The 19,533-nt window shown below is 44.2% G+C and carries 17 protein-coding genes; 11 read left to right on the top strand and 6 right to left on the bottom strand.

The window, feature by feature from the left end; all coding sequences use genetic code 11:
- Window positions 1-44 precede the first annotated feature (44 nt).
- Both znuB and znuC read right to left on the bottom strand, forming a co-directional pair.
- Window positions 45-830, bottom strand: coding sequence for a zinc ABC transporter permease subunit ZnuB (znuB, locus tag R8N46_RS17990; RefSeq protein ID WP_005382183.1), 786 nt, complete (start codon window positions 828-830; stop codon window positions 45-47).
- Window positions 823-1,611, bottom strand: coding sequence for a zinc ABC transporter ATP-binding protein ZnuC (gene znuC / locus R8N46_RS17985; RefSeq protein ID WP_005382185.1), 789 nt, complete (start codon window positions 1,609-1,611; stop codon window positions 823-825). The genes znuB and znuC overlap by 8 nt, the downstream gene beginning before the upstream one ends.
- A gap of 78 nt (window positions 1,612-1,689) precedes the next feature.
- Here znuC and znuA point away from each other — a divergent pair, with 78 nt between their 5' ends.
- From znuA to R8N46_RS17960, 5 genes are all read left to right on the top strand, one after another.
- Window positions 1,690-2,577: a zinc ABC transporter substrate-binding protein ZnuA gene (znuA, locus tag R8N46_RS17980; RefSeq protein WP_033906913.1), complete on the top strand. Its 888-nt coding sequence runs from the start codon at window positions 1,690-1,692 to the stop codon at window positions 2,575-2,577.
- A 202-nt stretch (window positions 2,578-2,779) separates the two neighbouring features.
- A complete protein-coding gene (locus R8N46_RS17975) occupies window positions 2,780-6,157 on the top strand; it encodes an AraC family transcriptional regulator (protein ID WP_213972520.1) in 3,378 nt (1,125 codons plus the stop codon).
- Between the two features lie 833 nt (window positions 6,158-6,990).
- The gene (locus R8N46_RS17970) at window positions 6,991-7,218 is read left to right on the top strand and encodes a FeoA family protein (protein WP_005382190.1); all 228 of its coding nucleotides are present in this window, start codon (window positions 6,991-6,993) and stop codon (window positions 7,216-7,218) included.
- Entirely contained in the window at window positions 7,218-9,494 is a 2,277-nt protein-coding gene (gene feoB / locus R8N46_RS17965; RefSeq protein WP_054578018.1) for a Fe(2+) transporter permease subunit FeoB, read from the top strand. The genes R8N46_RS17970 and feoB overlap by 1 nt, the downstream gene beginning before the upstream one ends.
- Entirely contained in the window at window positions 9,491-9,721 is a 231-nt protein-coding gene (locus tag R8N46_RS17960) for a FeoC-like transcriptional regulator (protein WP_005382192.1), read from the top strand. Before feoB ends, R8N46_RS17960 begins: the two co-directional genes overlap by 4 nt.
- 108 nt (window positions 9,722-9,829) lie before the next feature.
- Here the strand turns inward: R8N46_RS17960 and R8N46_RS17955 are convergent, their stop codons facing one another.
- The 3 genes from R8N46_RS17955 to argS form a co-directional block, all read right to left on the bottom strand.
- The gene (locus R8N46_RS17955; protein ID WP_005382193.1) at window positions 9,830-10,351 is read right to left on the bottom strand and encodes a YqhA family protein; all 522 of its coding nucleotides are present in this window, start codon (window positions 10,349-10,351) and stop codon (window positions 9,830-9,832) included.
- 150 nt (window positions 10,352-10,501) lie between these two features.
- Window positions 10,502-10,930, bottom strand: a complete 429-nt coding sequence (locus tag R8N46_RS17950) for an HIT family protein (RefSeq protein ID WP_039841466.1) — start codon at window positions 10,928-10,930, stop codon at window positions 10,502-10,504.
- 124 nt (window positions 10,931-11,054) lie between these two features.
- On the bottom strand, window positions 11,055-12,788 hold the full coding sequence (argS, locus tag R8N46_RS17945) for an arginine--tRNA ligase (protein WP_025517318.1): 1,734 nt from the start codon (window positions 12,786-12,788) through the stop codon (window positions 11,055-11,057).
- A gap of 220 nt (window positions 12,789-13,008) precedes the next feature.
- Here argS and R8N46_RS17940 point away from each other — a divergent pair, with 220 nt between their 5' ends.
- Window positions 13,009-13,605, top strand: coding sequence for a VOC family protein (locus R8N46_RS17940; RefSeq protein ID WP_213880690.1), 597 nt, complete (start codon window positions 13,009-13,011; stop codon window positions 13,603-13,605).
- 314 nt (window positions 13,606-13,919) lie between these two features.
- On the opposite strand, the gene purU is transcribed toward R8N46_RS17940, so the two are convergent.
- On the bottom strand, window positions 13,920-14,753 hold the full coding sequence (purU, locus tag R8N46_RS17935; RefSeq protein ID WP_005382206.1) for a formyltetrahydrofolate deformylase: 834 nt from the start codon (window positions 14,751-14,753) through the stop codon (window positions 13,920-13,922).
- 218 nt (window positions 14,754-14,971) lie between these two features.
- Between purU and R8N46_RS17930 the strand changes: the two genes are divergently transcribed.
- Genes R8N46_RS17930 through R8N46_RS17910 form a run of 5 tightly spaced genes read left to right on the top strand, consistent with a single transcriptional unit; the run spans window position 14,972 to window position 19,469 of the window.
- Window positions 14,972-16,912 (top strand): ATP-dependent DNA helicase, encoded by a 1,941-nt coding sequence (locus R8N46_RS17930; protein ID WP_005382210.1) that lies wholly within the window; start codon window positions 14,972-14,974, stop codon window positions 16,910-16,912.
- A gap of 29 nt (window positions 16,913-16,941) precedes the next feature.
- Window positions 16,942-17,643: a tRNA (adenosine(37)-N6)-threonylcarbamoyltransferase complex dimerization subunit type 1 TsaB gene (tsaB, locus tag R8N46_RS17925; protein ID WP_115385813.1), complete on the top strand. Its 702-nt coding sequence runs from the start codon at window positions 16,942-16,944 to the stop codon at window positions 17,641-17,643.
- Between the two features lie 60 nt (window positions 17,644-17,703).
- Entirely contained in the window at window positions 17,704-18,009 is a 306-nt protein-coding gene (locus R8N46_RS17920) for a hypothetical protein (protein WP_047102883.1), read from the top strand.
- A gap of 41 nt (window positions 18,010-18,050) precedes the next feature.
- Window positions 18,051-18,608 (top strand): Slp family lipoprotein, encoded by a 558-nt coding sequence (locus R8N46_RS17915; protein ID WP_115385814.1) that lies wholly within the window; start codon window positions 18,051-18,053, stop codon window positions 18,606-18,608.
- Window positions 18,609-18,614: 6 nt separating this feature from the next.
- Window positions 18,615-19,469 (top strand): alpha/beta fold hydrolase, encoded by an 855-nt coding sequence (locus tag R8N46_RS17910; RefSeq protein WP_115385815.1) that lies wholly within the window; start codon window positions 18,615-18,617, stop codon window positions 19,467-19,469.
- Window positions 19,470-19,533: the final 64 nt, after the last annotated feature.

Here is a 19,533-nt window from a genome sequence, read left to right as displayed (position 1 = left end):
TGTTTGTTGTTAGCAAGGTCTTTCGCGTTTAATACTCAATGCGATTATGCTTTGCTTTTAATCAGCTGGCTCAGCATAAATAAGGATGTTGCGCTGATCACTACGGAAGGGCCGGCCGGTGTATCGAAGTGCCATGATAGGCTAAGCCCCATCAGTACTGCCACTGAGCCAATAATGGATGCGAACAATGCCATTTGCTCTGGTGATGAAGAGACTTTACGTGCTGTTGCTGCTGGGATAATTAGGAGCGAAGTCATGATCAACGCGCCAACGAACTTCATACCTACTGCGATTACTACACCCACCATTAGCATTAACACCAATCTAACTAAGTCTGTATTCACGCCCTCAACAGCGGCAAGTTCTTCACTAACAGTGCTAGAAAGCAGTGGGCGCCAGAAGACGTACAAACACGCACTTACCGCAACAACACCTGCGTAAATAAACATCAGATCTTGTGGAGAGACGGCAAGTAAGTCCCCAAATAGGTAGCTCATTAAATCGACGCGCACGTTTTCCAAAAAGCTAACCGATACTAAACCGATAGAGAGTGCACTGTGTGCCAAGATACCTAACAACGTGTCTGTAGCCACAAGTTGTTGCTTTTGCAGAGTGACAAGCAAAACGGCCAGAGCTAAACAGCAGACGAGTAGCGCAAGGTAGAGATTTACGTTGAGCAAGAAGCCCAGCGCTAGGCCCATTAACGATGCATGAGCTAGGGTATCTCCGAAGTAAGCCATTTTACGCCAAACGACAAATGACCCAAGTGGACCGGCAATGATCGCGATACCAATACCAGCAAGAATAGAAGGTAGGAGAAACTCAATCATGATGGTGATGTCCGTGTTTATGGTGGGAGCATGATGTCGCATCACCGCTTACTGGCGTTCCGGATAAATCGTGATGATGGTGCTCATGGTCGTGATGATAAAACGCGAGAGATTCTCTCGCTGCATTGCCAAATAGCGCGATGTAAGAAGGGTGCTGAGTAATAGTGGCAGGTGAACCTGAGCAGCAAACATGGTGATGCAGACAAATAACATCGTCCGTTTTCGCCATCACTAAATGTAAGTCATGCGATACCATAAATACGCCACAATCAAAGCGGTGACGAATGCTCTCAATTAAGTCATAGAGATCGATTTGACCTTGGATATCCACCCCCTGAGCTGGTTCGTCTAATACTAATAGCTGAGGACGCTGAAGCAGAGCGCGCGCCAGTAACACTCGTTGGTTTTCACCACCGGATAAGCGATGCATATTACTATTAAGTAAATGTTCAGCGCCAACAAGCCTTAATGCATCAATGCACTCCTGCTTACTGTATTTTCCTGCTAAATTTAGGAAGCGGGTTACATTCAATGGAAGGGAGTCATTGAGCTTCAACTTTTGAGGAACGTAACCAATTTTCAGTTTTCTTTGTCGGTTCAACTTGCCGCTAGTCGGCTTTTGAAGACCTAAGATAACTTTGACTAACGTTGATTTTCCCGCTCCATTGGGACCAATTAGGGTAGTTATTTTGCCCTTTTCTAATTCCATACTAATGTTATCGAGAACTCTGCGGCCATCGAACTCGACGCATAACTGCTCAAGATGGACTAAGGAAGACATGAATGAAACTCATTTGCAAATCAATAATGTTATAATGTAACATTATCTCACTTTCCACGCCATATCCCAAGTAAAACTATGAAAAGAGCATTAATTCTTGCTGCCTCAGCAATGTTAACACTGCCAGCACAGGCGGTAACGGTACTGACGAGTATCAAACCTATTCAGCTGTTAGTAACAGAGCTTACTCAAGGAGTAACTTCACCAGACGTGCTATTGCAGTCTAACACATCACCCCATGACTATGCTTTGCGTCCATCGGATGTTAAAAAGGTCGCTTCGGCTGATTTGGTTATCTGGTACGGACATGATCTTGAACCGTTTCTAGAGAAAGTTGTTTCGGATAGATCGAATACTTTGACTATTAGTCAAATTCCAAATCTAGAATTGCGTGAATTTGATAGTGAGCACAACCATGACCATGATGGGCACGATCATGGCTCACATGATCCGCACTTTTGGCTAGGTGTAAGCCAAGCACAACAAGTGGCCAAGGCTGTTGTGAATCAACTTGTATCACTTGATCCGGAAAATGCAGCTCAATATCAAGCGAACCTCAAAAAGTTTGAACTCGAGCTAAAAGACACTGACCAACAGATAAAGCAGAAGCTGGCACCAGTAAAAAACAAAGGTTACTTTGTATTCCATGATGCTTACGGTTATTTCGAAGATCGTTATGAACTAAATCAAATGGGGCATTTTACTGTGAGCCCAGAACGCAAGCCAGGAGCGAAGACCTTAATTCAAATTCGTCAAAAGCTAAGTGGTGGAGATGTGGCTTGTGTATTTTCTGAACCTCAGTTTACCCCGGCTGTCGTTCAGAGCGTAATGAGAGGCAGTGATGTCGCTAAAGGCGAGCTTGACCCGTTAGGGAGTACAATTGAAGCAAAACCTGGCAGTTACTTTACTTTTCTCAACAATATGGCGAATAGTTTTGAGCAATGCTTGAACAAAAAGTCAGATTAAGTGCTGTCGTAATGTAGGAGTAGTCTTTTTAACGTGATCCAGTAGTAAGAATTACAACCTTTGGTAAGGCGAGCCTTTTCTCAGAAAGTAATTGAGATATCATTACCAATAATTATCAGCTCAAAATAACCGTATCAATCCATGTTTTACAAACGATGAACGGTCACTTTCAGAGCACAAATTGATACAAAAGGTTTTCGTCTTGCTACGCCAATTAGCCCTTGCTCTGTTGGGCTTTGTCTTATCCTACCAAGCATTTGCGCTTCATAATGCAAATGCAATCTTTTACCCTTTGCCAACTCAGGCAAAGGGTACTTTTATCGCGGCTAAAAAGTTGTTCTTGGGTGAAAAGGGCGGTTTGTGGATTCATGACGTACACGGGAGAGTCCTGTTTTACGATGGTCAAACTATATTGCCTAAATCAGGTAGCTTCCTACAAACGTCGGCCAAGCAGTTGGCCTATCATAAAGGTGCTTTTTGGACCTTTATTGAAAATGAGGTCTATCGAACTTATCCAAATCAGGAGCGACGTTTAGTCTTTAGTTTAAATCCAGGCTCACAAATAAGAAAAATAGGGTCTTCAAAGAACTATATTTGGGTGAGTGATGGCGCGCATTTCTATACCTACAATATCGACACTAGCGAGTTAAACTCTTTCTCTCTATTGCAGCTCTATCAACATAGTAATAATAGCTACGTTTACATTAATGATGCGGTGCTAGTTGAAACGAAGTGGGCACTAGCAACGACTTCCGGCTTCTATCTTTCTGAAGGTGATAAGTTTGACCATGTCGCTGCCTCAGGTCAAAACTACATTGAGAAAGTCTATTATTCACACACGCGAAGAGAAATTTTGATAGGTACATTGCGTGGCGCTTTAATTTTCAACATTTACCAGCCTGATAAAGAAGTGATTAGAATTGGCGGCTCACATGTTTTGACATTCGCAGAGACAAATCAAGAGTATTGGGTGGGGACAGAGCATGGCCTTTATTTGTACTCATTTTTTTCAGGTGAGGTCACCGAAGTCGCGCCTGCAAGTTTTCTTGAGTTAGAGTTAGATAACACGAAGATTTATTCGTTGTTGAGCGACAATATGGGAGGGATGTGGATTGCGACTAACCAAGGTATTCGTTATTACTCGCTATTTAGTAAAAAATTTGAACGAGTGACCTTTAGTAGTTATGACTCACACACCCTGTCAGGACGAATTCGGCAAACTATTGAAGGTCCTGATGGTGCGCTTTGGTTTGCTGATGACCGAAAGATTTATCGTTCAGGAAAGAGTGGGATTAACCAAGTCTTAGAGTTGGAGTCGCAGATCAATGAATTTGCGTTTCAAAACGGCATGCTGTGGCTTGCAACCTCAAAAGGGCTGGAAATATTTGAGCTAAATGGTCTCAACAAGATTACATTTCCTTATTTACAGGTTATGGCTGGACATGCAGTAGAGCATGTGACCGTTGATGGTGATGACCGTCTTTGGGTATCAAGCGGATACCATCTTTACAATGTTGATACTGCTGCACAAAGCGTACGAAACTTTGGAAGTGAGTGGCTAGTAAGTCAGTATTTGCCTGCTAAGGTTACGCGCCTATATGATACTGAAGATGCCCTATTAATAGGCACCGATCATGGCGTATACCAATACAGTAATGACAACATCCAGTTTATCCGTTTTTCAGAAAAGTTTGGTGAATCATTAGACATGACCACGGCGGTTGATGGCAGCCAGTGGTTTGCTTCATCTTATGGTGTGTTTAAAACAGATACACGAAGCGATGAAAAACGTGTTGTTGAAATGAGTGAGCCCAACGCCAGACCTGCTTGCTTGATCAGAGACAGGCAAGGTGTATGGTTAGCTTCCTCTGTTGGTTTAAGCTATTACCACCTTTCGGGTGAGTTAGTGAAACATTACTCATCGTCATCAGGCTTAATGAACAATGAGTTCCTCCCTGGTATTTGTAGCGTTATACAGCAGACAGAAATTGGTGAGCGAGAGCTTGTTCTGGGGTCGAAGTACGGACTCGTAAAAGCAGAAGCATCCAAGCTGCTTGTATCTAATCCCCCAGAGTCTAAGTTTATTGTTAGCCAAGTTGTGCTTGAAAATGAAGTTCTGCAAGTTGGTAGTGCCGATCTGAATGGGATCACACTGCCATATGGATCTTCGCTGAGTTTTTTATTCGGTGTGATGCCAAAACCAGACAGTCAAAATTTGTACTATCGATTGAACAACGATGACCCATGGCAAACGTTAGAGGGGGGCCAACTGACACTCGAGCACCTTAGTTCCGGTGAATATCACTTGCAGGTCAGTAATGAGTCTCAAGTTGCCACTGGAGTCGTTGGTTTAGAATCTCACTTTATCGTCCTTCATCCTTGGTATCTATCGCGATTTGCTATTTTAGGCTTTGTCGTAGCTAGTATTGCGGTCGTCGCATTACTTGTTTTCTGGCGCTCTCGCTACGTTGTACAGGCTAACCGTGATCTAGCAGCTCAAGTGACTCTCAAAACGAATCAGTTAAGACATCAAAGTAGAGTGTTGCTTACGAGCAACCAGCAATTACGTAAACAGATTCAAGTTAGAAACCTACTCGTAGACCATGTAGCTCTATCCATAAAATCAAGCGTCGACTTTATTGTGGCGAAACTACCTATGCCTCTCGATACTGCGACGGAGGATCATTTGGCTAAAACGAATTGGCAGTTAAATGAACTCAAAAGCGTTCCAAGTGATGTAAGTGGTGGGAGTCAGAACTACAACTTGAGTCAGATAACTCAGTCAGTGGTTGATGTATGGCAAGATGACTTTGCAAAAGCGGGTATTTTGGTAGAGCTAGAAGATGAGAGTAAGCAGAGCCGGGTTGCTCTGGAAAGCTTTAATCTTGATGTTATTTTCAATAGCATTTTTGCCAATATCATCAAGCGCTCTTTCCGGGGTCAAACGGTTAGAATTATGCTAGAAAAGGGGCATGATATTGTGTCATTGAGCTTTCTTGATTACGGGACGCAATTACCTAATAAAGTCGCGACTGGGCTTCCATCTAACTTAAATCACTCTGAGTTGAGTATTGACCACCTTGCCCAACTAGTGACAACGAGTGGTGGTTATTTGGCTGTCTTCTCTTCTGATGCTCAAAACAAAGTCGAGATTACATGGCCATCTGCGAAGGAAAGTAGTTATCTGGATGAACCGCAGCAAGAACTCAATCCTGTAACTATTGCAGAAGATCAAGTCACACCAGAGAAAGAGTGGTTGCAAAAAGTCTATCAATTAGTGGCAGAGCATTACCATGATCCTGAATTTGGCACTGCGTCAGCCGCTAAAATGCTGTATATGTCTGAACGCTCTTTGCAGAGACGTTTTAAATCTGCCTCGTCAAGAACGTTAAAAGACTATGTCACAGAGGTTCGTTTAGAAACGGCGTGTGAACAGTTATTGGCGGGTGAGAAAATCAGTGAAGTCGCCTTTAACTGTGGCTTTAATGATCCATCTTACTTTAGCCAAAAGTTTAAGCTGCATTTTGGTTTGCCCCCTTCCAAGTTTGCTTTGACTCAAGAAAGCCAAGAAATTTACTAGAAAACCTTCATTATACGCTCCCTAGTTAATAGTTAAGATGCTGGGGAGCTGCATACAGTGCTCTATTATTGCTGCAGTTGCTAACGAAGTAAGTTTCATTGTTTCTTCATCACATCTAGCCTACAAATCCATTCTCAACACGTAAGCACGATCACGTTCTATCTGTTAGTCGCGATGTTCATAGCAATAAGCATAAATGGCTTCAAGAGAATGATTTACTGATAGTTGCAACAAATAAATGACAGTTGTATTGCTGTATCAAAAGAGCGTGGTTCATTTGGGGGAGTGATGGCATGCGACATTCGTGAAAACGAAAACTGTGTTGAAAAGATGAATAAGGTAAAGAAGTTTTGAAAGAGGTGAAAAAAAATATCGTGGTATAGCCGGGGGGACTATACCACGGGTGTCAAGGACACCTTCGCTTGCTGCCGGAGTGACATGTTGCCATGCCACCTCTGGAATTTATTAGAGAGGTTGCCCTCTCGATGGAGTAACTATACGAGAGGTTACTTATTTTTCTTATAAAAATAACGCCATGTTTATATGAGAAAAGCGACAACGTTTGGTTTTTTACTTAAGCCATTGTTTTAATTTTAATTTTTTGTTTTCTGTCTTGGTTTGTGACATTTTTGTTTCGTTAGGTGTCATTTGTAATTGTTAATTTTGACGTAAATAACGAGAGGAAATTTACGAAGTTAACGTTTGAAAGCGTGAAAACATTTACGGAATCTTTGATTTCACACAAGGATTGAAGGGGTATAGGGGAGTAATATTGGCAACCTAAACTTATTAAATAATAATATTTCTCATTAGCAATACTCTTAAGGGCCACTATGAAGTTATCAGAGATTAATCCTGGCGATACGGTGACGATTCGGTTGTTAGATGGTCTTTCATCAGATATCAGAAAGAAACTCATGGTAATGGGGCTGCTTCCCAATACAGAAGTCAAAGTGATTCGACGTGCGCCAATGGGCGATCCTTTACAAGTCGAAGTCCGTGGTGTGTCTGTCGCATTGCGAGAAACAATTGCTCAGAAAATTGAAGTGGAGCGAGTGTAATGCAATATCAAGTGCTAACCGTAGGTAACCCTAATAGTGGTAAAACGACGCTATTTAATGGTTTAACTGGCGCAAAACAGCAAGTTGGTAACTGGGCAGGCGTCACGGTTGAAAAGAAAACGGGACAATTCAAGCATGCTGGGGATGAGTTTTTGCTCACTGACCTTCCGGGTATTTACTCATTAGACAGTGGTAATGATAGTAATAGTATTGATGAATCCATCGCATCGCGTGCGGTTCTAACTCATCCTGCTGATCTCATTATTAACGTGGTGGATGCTACAAGTTTAGAGCGCAGCTTATACATGACGCTGCAACTTCGCGAACTTGGTCGCCCTATGATTGTTGTCCTCAACAAGATGGATGCGCTAAAGCGTGAACGTCAGATGATTAACGTTGCAGAGCTTGAGAAAACGTTAGGTTGTCCGGTTGTCAGTTTATCTGCAACCAATAAAACTCAAGTGGCAGAGTTTAAAGAAAAGCTCCATAAATCCATCGTTCAAGGAGTGCCACTTAAAGAATTGTCTTTGCATTACGGTGAGAAGATGGAGTCGGCAATTCAAACGGTTTCCGCACTTTTTAACGACCAAAACGTCGCTCATCGTGCACTAGCGATTCGTGCGCTTGAAAAAGACACAATGGTGCTCAATAGTCTTTCTGATATTGATAGAAGCAAAGTCTTGGAAGTCATTACGACGTTAGATTTGGATATCGATTTGCATGTCGCGGATACTAAGTACACGCATCTGCATGAACAGTGTAAAAAAGTTCGCCGAAGCGAAGGCAAGTTAAGTCGTAGTGTGACTGAAAGACTCGACCAGTTTATTTTGAACAAGTGGATTGGAATTCCTTTCTTCTTTGTTGTTATGTACCTGATGTTTATGTTCTCGATTAACATCGGTAGTGCATTTATCGACTTTTTTGACATTGGTGTGGGCGCATTATTGGTTGATGGTGGGCATCACTTGTTAGACGGTCATTTGCCTGTGTGGTTAGTGACGGTTCTTGCTGATGGTATCGGTGGTGGTATCCAGACGGTTGCAACCTTCATTCCGGTTATCGCGTGTTTGTACCTCTTCCTAGCGGTACTTGAGAGCTCGGGCTACATGGCACGTGCTGCGTTCGTGCTCGATAAAGTCATGCAGAAAATCGGCCTACCGGGCAAAGCATTTGTACCGTTGGTTCTTGGTTTTGGCTGTAACGTACCATCAATCATGGCGACTCGTACTCTAGACCAAGAGCGTGAGCGTAAGCTGGCTGCATCTATGGCGCCGTTTATGTCATGTGGTGCTCGTCTACCAGTATACGCACTATTCGCTGCGGCATTTTTCCCAGGCTCAGGTCAAAACATTGTATTCGCACTTTACCTACTTGGTATTGTGGCAGCGATCTTTACGGGTCTCTTCCTTAAGCATACGCTTTACCCAGGTAGCAGTGATAGCCTAGTAATGGAAATGCCAGACTATGAGCTTCCGACGCTACAAAACGTGGTGATCAAAACTTGGCAAAAGCTAAAGCGCTTTGTACTTGGTGCAGGTAAAACCATCGTTATCGTTGTTGCTATTCTGAGTTTCTTCAACTCATTGGGTACTGATGGCAGTTTTGGTAACGAAGACAGCGAAAACTCGGTGCTTTCTAAAGCTGCGCAAGTTGTTACTCCAGTATTCGCGCCAATCGGTGTTCAAGAAGATAACTGGCCAGCGACGGTTGGTATCATTACCGGTATCTTCGCAAAAGAGGCGGTAGTTGGTACGCTTAACAGCCTATACACCACGCCAAGCGACGGTGAAGACGCAGAATTTGATCTAATGGGCAGCCTAGAAGAGGCAGTAATGAGTATCCCTGAAAACCTAGCCGGTTTGAGCTACTCAGATCCACTAGGCATTGAAGTGGGTGACTTAACTGACTCAAATGCCGTTGCCGAAGAACAAGAAGTCGATGCTTCTATCTTCGGTAACATTAAATCGCAGTTTGCTTCTGGCAATGCCGCATTTGCTTACCTAATCTTTATCCTACTGTACACACCTTGTGTGGCGGCGATGGGGGCTTACGTACGTGAGTTTGGTCATAAGTTCGCACGCTTTATCGCGGTTTGGACAATGGGCTTGGCTTACCTATGTGCGACGTTCTACAACCAATTGACGCATTTCGCAGATAGCCCAGTGACAAGTGGTATTTGGATGGCTGTGATCGTAGCTATCTTCTTTGGCACATACCGTGTGTTCAAACAAGTTGGTAAAAAACAAAACGGTGCATTAGAGGCGCAAGTAGCATGATTTTAAAAGAGCTTTATCAATACATTGCAGACAAAGGAACCGTCTCCCAGTCAGATCTGGCTAAACAGTTTGGGATGAGTGAAGATGGCGCCGACGCGATGTTAAACGTGTGGATTAAGAAGGGCAAAATTAGCCGCCTAGTCGACACTAATAAAGCTCATGACGTGACTCGTGTTCGCTACTCAGTGACTAAACAAGATGGTTTGTCTCTGACAGTCACCATGTAGCGACTATCAAAATTAGTCACCTAAAAATTATCACGTAAAAACGACAAAGCCGCATCAGCAATGATGCGGCTTTTATTTTGCTGGTTATTGTTTGTGAATACAGCGAAATTAATGTTCTTCAGAGTGTTTAGTCGCGCCTAACTCTAGGAACTTTAAACCAAGACTTAAAACTAAAATCGAAATAGGTAATGTTAAGATCGTCCAATCTAAGCTGTCGAAGTTAATCAGCACGAGCTCTAAGAACTTCACAAACAAGATCACGATGATGACTTCAGCCAAAATGTTTTTTAGATGGCCGATGTTTGGGGTTCTGATCCAATGCAAAACCGACTGCTCTTGTGTTTTCGCTTTAGCTTTGTTGGAAATAAATAGTGTGTAGATGCCGTGAGCAAAGATGAACAAAACTAGTGCGACAAGAAACGTATCCAGTGACTTGATCAAATAAGCGATCGCGATGTCTGCTTTATCTAAATGTGCGAGTGCTTCTGGAGGTGTTTGATTGAGAATGAAGACCGCAAATGCCGAATAGGTTTTTGCTGCACCCATAAGAAAAAGCAAGAATGAAGCAGCCATAGAACAGATAATGGCGATCCAGCTGACGTATCGGAATGTGTTGAAGACTTGTTTCATGATGACCCTCTCTAACTGAGCTGGTAGTCTAAACAAGTTTTATTTTAGTGATAATCCCAGAAAAATGAGAAAGATTGTTACAAATACGTATTAATCTTTCTCTGTCTATTTCAGCCGTATTCAAAGGCGAATTATTTTCGCTAGCAGTGCTTATGCTTTTTGGAAAATAGAACTCAGTGACAGCACATTTTTAATGCGACCAAGCAATTCGTTTTGCTCTTCTTCTGTACGGAATTCACCTTTGGTGTTACCCCAAACCGGTCCCGGCCATGCTATGTCATCTTTGAAGCGAGCGATATGGTGAATGTGCAGTTGCGGCACCATGTTACCTAGTGCACCGAGGTTTAACTTGTCTGGACGGAATGTTGCTTCCAGTGCTTGGCTTACCGCTTGAGACTCTAGCAAAAACTGTTGCTGTTCTTTCATTGGCAAGTGGTGAAGCTCTTTTAGGTTTGCACGTTTTGGTACCAAGATAACCCATGGCACAGCATTGTCTTTATGCAGAAGCGCCACACACAGAGGGAAGTGACCGATAACGGTAGTGTCTTTTGCCAGTTGAGGGTGCAGTTCAAAACTCATTATGTTGTCCGATTTGAATTGAATGACATCAGTATACGCCAGATAAAACAAAAGGTTGACGCTTTCACGTCAACCTTTGTCATCATTTAGCTTGTGCTACTTAAGCTACCTACGTAAAAGCGGATTACATACGCTCTAGAGTATCAATACCTAGTAGAGACAGACCTTGCTTGATGGTCTTCGCTGTTAGCGCTGCTAGTTTCAGACGGCTTTGTTTCACAGCTTCGTCTTCAGCAACTAGGATAGGGCATGCTTCGTAGAAGCTAGAGAACTGACCTGCTAGTTCGAATAGGTAGCTACACATGATGTGCGGTTGGCCTTCGCGAGCGACAGATTGAACCGCTTCTTCGAACTGCATAAGTTTAGCAATAAGTGCTTTCTCTTTCTCATCAGTGATTTTGATGTCACCTTGGAGAGCGTCCATAGCAACACCAGCTTTAGCGAAAATAGAAGCTACGCGAGTGTATGCATATTGCATGTATGGTGCTGTGTTACCTTCAAACGCTAACATGTTGTCCCAATCGAACACGTAGTCAGTCGTACGGTGTTTAGATAAGTCAGAGTATTTAACCGCTGCCATTGCAACTGTTTTAGATATCTTCTCTTTTTCTTCCGCATCTAGTTCAGGGTTTTTAGATTCGATCAGTTGTGCTGCACGAACTTCTGCTTCATCTAGAAGGTCGGCAAGGCGAACGGTACCACCCGCACGAGTCTTGAATGGCTTACCATCTTTACCAAGCATCATGCCGAACGCGTGGTGCTCAAGAGATACTGACTCAGGTACGTAGCCTGCTTTACGAACAATTGTCCAAGCTTGCATTAGGTGCTGGTGTTGACGTGAGTCGATGAAGTAAAGCACACGGTCTGCGCTTAGCTCTTCATAACGATATTTTGCACATGCGATGTCTGTTGTTGTGTATAGGAAACCGCCATCGCGTTTTTGAACGATAACGCCCATTGGTTCGCCATCTTTGTTCTTGTATTCATCTAGGAATACAACTTGCGCGCCATCATCTTCAACGGCAAGACCTTGTTCTTTTAGGTCTGCAACGATCTTAGGAAGCATGTCGTTGTACATGCTCTCGCCCATCACGTCGTCACGAGTCAGTGACACGTTTAGACGGTCGTAGTTGCGCTGGTTTTGGATCATGGTTACATCAACGAGTTTTTTCCACATTTCTGCACAGTACTCGTCACCGCTTTGCAGTTTTACCACGTAGTTTCGCGCCTTTACTGCGAACTCTTCATCTTCATCGTACAGCTTTTTCGATTCGCGGTAGAAGCCTTCAAGGTCCGCAAGTTCCATAGAAACTTCGCCAGACTCTTGTTGTACACGCTCAAGGTTTGCGATAAGCATACCGAACTGAGTACCCCAGTCGCCGATGTGGTTCGCACGGATCACTTTGTGACCTAGGAACTCAAGAGTACGTACTACCGCATCACCGATGATGGTTGAACGTAGGTGACCAACGTGCATTTCTTTAGCAACGTTTGGTGCAGAGTAGTCGGCAACGATAGTTTGAGCTTCGTCTGCTGCAACGCCAAGACGTGAGTCAGCCAGTGCTGCTTCCGCTTGTTTTGCTAGGAACTCTTCGCTTAGGAAAATGTTGATGAAACCAGGACCAGCGATTTCTGTCTTGCTTGCAATACCATCTAGGTCTAGAACATCCAGTACTTTCTGTGCAAATTCTCGTGGGTTAGTACCCAGTTTTTTAGCAACGCCCATTACGCCGTTTGCTTGGTAGTCACCAAATTGTGGCTTTGCTGATTGGCGTACTGCCGCAGGACTGCCTGCAGGTGCGCCAGCGGCTTCTAGAGCCTGAGATACTTTGTCATTAATAAGTGCTTGGATATTCACACGCGTTTCCTTCAATTCAAGGACGAAGAACTCGGCGAAGTAAGTGCCGAGTTCTGTTGGAGTTCACAAAAATGGGGCTAATGATAACAACTTTATTGCTTTTCATACAGAGAGGAATTGGGGAAATTTATACTTTTTCGATTGAATGGAAATGTGGTTTGGTTTGAGTTTACTATTGCGCTCAGAGTAATGAGATAAATCGCCCCAAAAGAGAGCCACAATGACGACTCAACTAGTTGAAAAACGCCTAGCGCCTAAATTGATGATCCAAGATCTGGATGCATTTATGGCGAAGATTGAAGAGCTTGCATCCCTGTTAAAACTGGATCTGAGCTTTGCTCAAGCTGACCATATTGCGCTGCGAATTAATGATACTGAAACAGCAAAAGCCGCGCATGAAGCATGGAATCAATACGGTAAGGTGATTTCACAAGCGAAAATCAACGGTCGCCCAATCATCGTTATCGAATTCGATAAAGCGTTGGAAAGTCGTGGCTGGAAGATTGAGTGTCTGGAACTGCCATACCCTGCGGAAGGCAAAATCTACCCAATTGAAAGCTGGGAACATGTGGAGTTTGTGATTCCGTCTCATGCCGAAACCGCAGATGAGTTTCTTGCTGATTTGAAACACACTTACCCAGCGTTTGGGGCGCGTTTTAATGAGTTGGAAGAGCTGGGTGTGAAGATCAAACTGTCGAGCCCGAAAGGGGATGGCGAACGCTTGAATAACCCAACGGTGGCGTTTAAGTACCAAGGCATTTGTATCAAGCTGCACCCGCATTCACTTAAGCGTATTGTGGAGTCTGAGCAGGCGTAACTTGCTTTACGTCGTGCGCTGTTAGTCAGAGGGGTCACTTAAACTCACAGTGTGCGGATATGAGATTCCTGATCTCGCTTAAGCTCGTCGGAATGACGCGCTTGAGTTGTTTGCGTTTGGTTAAGTGATGCGTACTAATTAGCTTTCATGCTCATGCCTCATTTACGTCATTCCCGAAAGCGACGAAGGAGCGTAGTCGGGAATCTCTTACAAGCACTTCAATAAAACATCCACCGACAGATAAAAAACGCGTAACGAAAAGACAATGCCTTCTCAAATTACGCGTTTTTAGCAGCTAGCAATCAGCTGCGAATTTAAAGAATAACCGTCTTATTGCCGTAAACAAAGACGTGGTCATTGATCACTTTATTCAAAGCCTTACTCAATACGTTCTTCTCTACATCGCGTCCCGCTTGCGCCATATCTTGGGCATTGAATGTATGGTCGACAGGAATTACGTCTTGCTTGATGATCGGCCCTTCATCTAAATCATTAGTCACGAAGTGTGCTGTTGCACCGATGATTTTCACACCGCGATCGTAAGCTTGTTGATATGGCTTCGCGCCAATAAAAGCAGGTAAGAAGCTGTGATGAATATTAATGATTTTGTGGTGATATTTCTCAACAAACGTCGGCGTTAATACGCGCATGTATTTAGCTAGCACCAAAAAGTCAGCATCGTATTGATCGATCACTTCTAGCATCTTCTGCTCGTGTTCTTCACGGCTAAGGTTTTCATGGGTCACATGGTGGTAAGGAATGTCGAAGCGCTCAGTGAGAGTTTGCAGTTTGTCGTAATTCCCCACCACAGCGGCGATCTCAACATCTAGGCTTCCATCGTAGGTTTTCATCAGAATATCGCCTAAACAATGCGCTTCTTTTGTGACGAGAATGACGATGCGCTTACGGCGAGAGCCAACCAATTTACGCTTAGCACCTTGCGGGAGAGCTTGGTCCAAGTCGGCAAGAAACGTTTGATCGTTGAAGTACCCCTCCAACTCCGTTCTCATGAAAAAGTGGCCACTGGTATTATCAACAAATTCGTTATTGTGAACGATGTTGAGTTGGTGCTTGTAACAGATATTAGTAATTTTCGAGATGAGACCCGGGGCGTCAGAACAGTGGGTCAACAGTGTTTTCTTTTCCATAAATCAGGTACTTCCATGCATTAATATTTTAGCGTACGAATTTGTTATTATTCCCTGGCGGGTGTAACTGTACTGCCATGTTTCACCATAAATAATCTATTCTTACGTTGGTTTCAACAAAATATCCGCGTGTCGCCGCAAGCTGGTCAGATTGTGGGCTGATGTCACTCCTATTCCTCTGATATACTCTCGATAATTTTTCAAACTCAATACCAAGCATGATCGCAAAAACTTTTTCCTCTGATGGCGCGTTAGGTAAGGCCATTCCTGGCTTTCAAGCTCGTCAGCCACAAATCGATATGGCGGAAGCCGTCAGCAGTGCGATCAAAGATCAAACCCAGTTGGTGGTGGAGGCAGGAACCGGAACCGGTAAGACCTTCGCCTACTTAGTCCCTGCGCTGTTAAGCGGTAAAAAAGTGATCATCAGTACAGGCTCGAAAAACTTGCAAGAGCAGTTGTACCATCGTGACTTACCGCTCATGGTCAATGCGCTTGGTTTTTATGGCCAAGTGGCGTTATTAAAAGGGCGTTCTAATTATCTGTGTTTGGATCGTTTGAGCCGCCAAATGGTCGAAAGCCACACTAATGAATCTGACCCGACGTTATTAACTCAACTGGTTAAAGTGCGTGCTTGGTCATCAGAAACCAAAACAGGTGACCTTGGTGATTGTGATGATCTGCCAGAAGACAGCATGATCATTCCGACTATCACCTCAACCAATGATAACTGTTTAGGTAAAGAATGTCCGAGCTACACTGATTGCTTTGTATTGAAAGCGCGTAAGCGAGCCATGGATTCCGACATTGTTGTAGTGAACCATCACTTGTTTCTTGCTGATTTAGCGATCAAAGAAACAGGATTCGGTGAACTGATTCCAGAAGCCGATGTGTTTATTTTTGATGAAGCTCATCAGTTGCCAGATATTGCGAGCGAATATTTCGGCCAGTCAGTTTCAAGCCGCCAAATTCACGATCTTGCCAAAGACATTGAAATAGCCTATCGCACCGAAGCCAAAGATATGCGTCAATTGCAAAAAGTGGGCGACAAACTCATGCAAAGCGCAATGGACATGCGGATTGTATTGGGTGAGCCAGGCTTTCGTGGCAACTGGCGTGAGGCGTTGCAATCAGGTTCTATTAAGCGAGAATTATTGCGCTTAACTGACAGCCTCGAATTGGCGATTGATGTACTCAAAATAGCCTTAGGGCGCAGTCAATTACTGGATACCGCCTTTGAACGAGCAAATTTGATCAAAGGCCGTATCGACCGGGTATGTGATGTCGATATTACCGGTTACTCATACTGGTACGATACCTCGCCTCGTCATTTCGCTCTGCACATTACGCCTCTTTCTGTCGCGGACAAGTTCCATGAGCAAATAGAGATTAAACAAGGCGCTTGGATTTTCACGTCAGCAACCCTAGCCGTATCGGGCGATTTCAAGCACTTTACTGAGCGCCTTGGCCTCAAGCCTACAAAGCAATTTTCTCTGCCGTCCCCCTTTGATTATCAAAAGCAAGCGCGCCTTTGTGTGCCAAGGTATTTGCCAGAGCCAAACAGTAACGGCTTAGCGGATAAGTTAGTCCGAATGCTTGCTCCGGTGATTGAAGAAAATGATGGTCGCTGCTTCTTTTTATGTACCTCGCACAGCATGATGCGTGAACTAGGTGAGAAGTTCCGAGAAGTACTTGAGCTGCCTGTGTTAATGCAAGGGGAGATGAGTAAGCAGAAAACCTTGGCGGAGTTTATGGAACTGGGTAACGCTTTACTCGTGGCGACGGGCGCTTTCTGGGAAGGGATTGATGTTAGAGGTGATGCGCTGAGCTGTGTTATTATCGACAAATTACCGTTTACCGCCCCTGACGATCCGTTACTCAAAGCCCGTATCGAGGATTGTCGATTACGTGGCGGTGAACCATTTGCTGAAGTACAAATCCCGGATGCAGTGATTACGTTAAAGCAGGGAGTCGGGCGATTAATTCGAGATCAGAAGGATCACGGTGCGTTGATCATTTGTGATAATCGCCTCGTCACGCGAGACTATGGTGGTATTTTCCTCGGAAGTCTACCACCTATCCCAAGGACGCGAGACTTAGATGGAATCAAAGCATTCCTGAAAGCAGAACAATCTGTCACAGACGCAAGTGCTGAGGCATAACCCAATAAATGAGAGTTGTAGAGAGTTAAATGAGCGCAAAAATTCTTGCTATCGATACAGCGACTGAAAACTGTTCAGTTGCGTTGTTGGCTAATGATCAAGTGATTTCACGTAGCGCGGTTGCACCACGCGATCACACCAAAAAAGTACTGCCAATGGTTGATGAAGTACTCAAAGAAGCTGGCCTGACTCTACAAGAGCTGGATGCGTTAGCGTTTGGACGTGGTCCAGGTAGCTTTACTGGCGTTCGTATCGGTATTGGTATCGCACAAGGTTTGGCGTTCGGTGCTGACTTACCTATGATCGGCGTTTCAACGCTGGCTGCAATGGCTCAAGGTAGCTATCGCTTACATAGTGTGACCGATGTCGCTGTGGCCATTGATGCACGTATGGGTGAAGTTTACTGGGCACGTTACACTCGCCAAGCAAACGGTGAGTGGGCAGAGATGGATGCAGAGTGCGTAATTCCACCAGCACGTCTAGTTGAAGAAGCACAAGCAGACGACAAAACGTGGACGACAGCAGGTACTGGTTGGGATGCTTACCAAGAAGTATTAGCAGACCTACCGTTTAATTTGACGCATGGTGACGTTCTGTACCCTGATTCACAAGACATTGTGATTCTTGCTGAACAAGAATTTAAAAAGGGTAATACCGTGCCGGTCGAAGATTCGAGCCCTGTTTATTTACGTGATAATGTGACATGGAAAAAACTTCCTGGTCGCGAATAGTCCGTTTTTCATTAACCTGACAAAAAGCAGGGCGTTTGCCCTGTATTTTTATGGAGTGCTATGGCGTCGATTAATGGCTTGCCTCCTTCTTTGATTCCCGGTGCAAATCGCACTAATAAAGCCAGTCAAAAGAAGCAGGTAAATAAATCACAAACAAAGCAGCCTGTAGGTCAGCCTTCAAAGGTTGCTAACGCCGTGGCGCACTCCATAAAACACGTGGATGAGTCCCAAATTCACCGAGCTCAAGTGCAATATGACCTTCCTGAAGGGGGCGCACGTAAAGCAATGGAGCAGTACATGGATGTCATGAATCGAGCTAAAAAAGAGGAACTGGCTCAATTACTTGGTGTCGATATTTACGTGTGAGATCTCCCCAGCTTGGGGTTACTAATATTGAAAGGTGGTTTATGAAGGTTTTTGGACGGTTTTTTCTCGCATTATTTGCTACGGTTGGTTTGTCTGCGTGTAGCTCGTTGCCAGAGGAGCTAAATGCAAGCACAGAATTGGTCGTTACAGACTATAAAGCTTTTGCTGAGTCTCAGGGGCAAGTGAGTGAAGATGTTCGCCTTGGTGGAATCATCGCTAAAGTGGATAACTTTAAAGATAAAACGCGTCTAGAGATTGTAAACCTTCCTATCAGTAAGTCTGGTAAACCTGATATTGATGAAGAGCCTACGGGGCGTTTTGTCGCCTATTTTGATGGCTATTTAGAGCCTGTCGCCTTTAGTGAAGGCCGTTTGGTGACGGTTGTAGGCAAAGGAGCAGGGGAAGAAGAAGGAAAGATCGGTGAGCGCGGTTACATCTTCCCGGTAATTAAGGGGGAAGGGTACCGTTTATGGAAAATTGAAGAACGTGTACGCATGTATGACTCGCCAACCTACTTTTACCCATGTTACTCGATTAACTGCCGCATGTGGCGTAATGATTTCCCACAAGACGGTAAAGTGATAAAACAGGTCAAATAATCTGCGATGCATGAGCGTCAATTCGAGCTTCCTGCCGGCAAAATGGCAGCCCTTGAGATAGGGAACGAGAAAACGGCTGACTTGTCAGTCGTTTTTCTTCATGGGTGGTTAGATAATGCGGGCAGCTTTAAAGCGCTCATGGAGCAGTTGAACCAACTTAATCCTCACTTACACCTCCTAGCCATCGATCATTTTGGTCACGGTTTATCGAGTCATAAATCTCACGATAATTATTACCCCTTTCACGACTATATTGCCGATTTGTATCAGTTTTTGGACGAATTATCACCAAACAGACTGATATTAGTAGGGCATTCACTTGGTGCTTTAATCGCAAGTTGCTATAGTGCTGCGTTTCCAGAGCAGGTCGAAGCTCTTGTGCAAATTGAGGGAGCAGGACCTCTTACTGAAGAGCCTATTAACAGTTTGCCTCGTCTTCGCGATGGCGTTTTAAGTCGAATAAGACAGCAAAACAAGCCAGAGCGAGCCATTGCCTCCTTCGATCTGGCGTTAAAATTACGCATGCAAGCCAATCAATTAACCGCTGAGCAGCTTCTACCGATAGTCGAGCGTGGAACAGAGCAGCGAGGAGATAAATGGTATTGGCGGCATGACGCCAAGTTAAAATGTGCGTCGCTTTACCGAATGGCGCAAGCGCATGCTAACTCGATTACCAGCCAAATACGTTGTCCTCATTTGATTGTATTAGGCGATCAAGGATTTCAGAATTTACCATCTAACCAAGCTGATTGGGGAGAGAACCCACCGCAAGTGGTTTCTGTCAAGGGTGGTCATCACTGTCATTTAGAGCAAATACTCGAGGTCGCAACGCGAATTCTTGGTGTAGTTAACAAAATTTAAACAAGTGTTTGAGAGTTGCGTGCTCAAGCACGTTCGCTGTGCTGTAATAGCTTTCAAAATAAAA

The organism is Vibrio sp. 1874 (genome assembly GCF_033344395.1).
In the GTDB taxonomy this organism is placed as follows: Bacteria; Pseudomonadota; Gammaproteobacteria; order Enterobacterales; family Vibrionaceae; genus Vibrio; species Vibrio alginolyticus.
The sequence above is the reverse complement of the archived record's forward strand: the minus strand, read 5'-3'. Positions and strand labels throughout refer to the sequence as shown.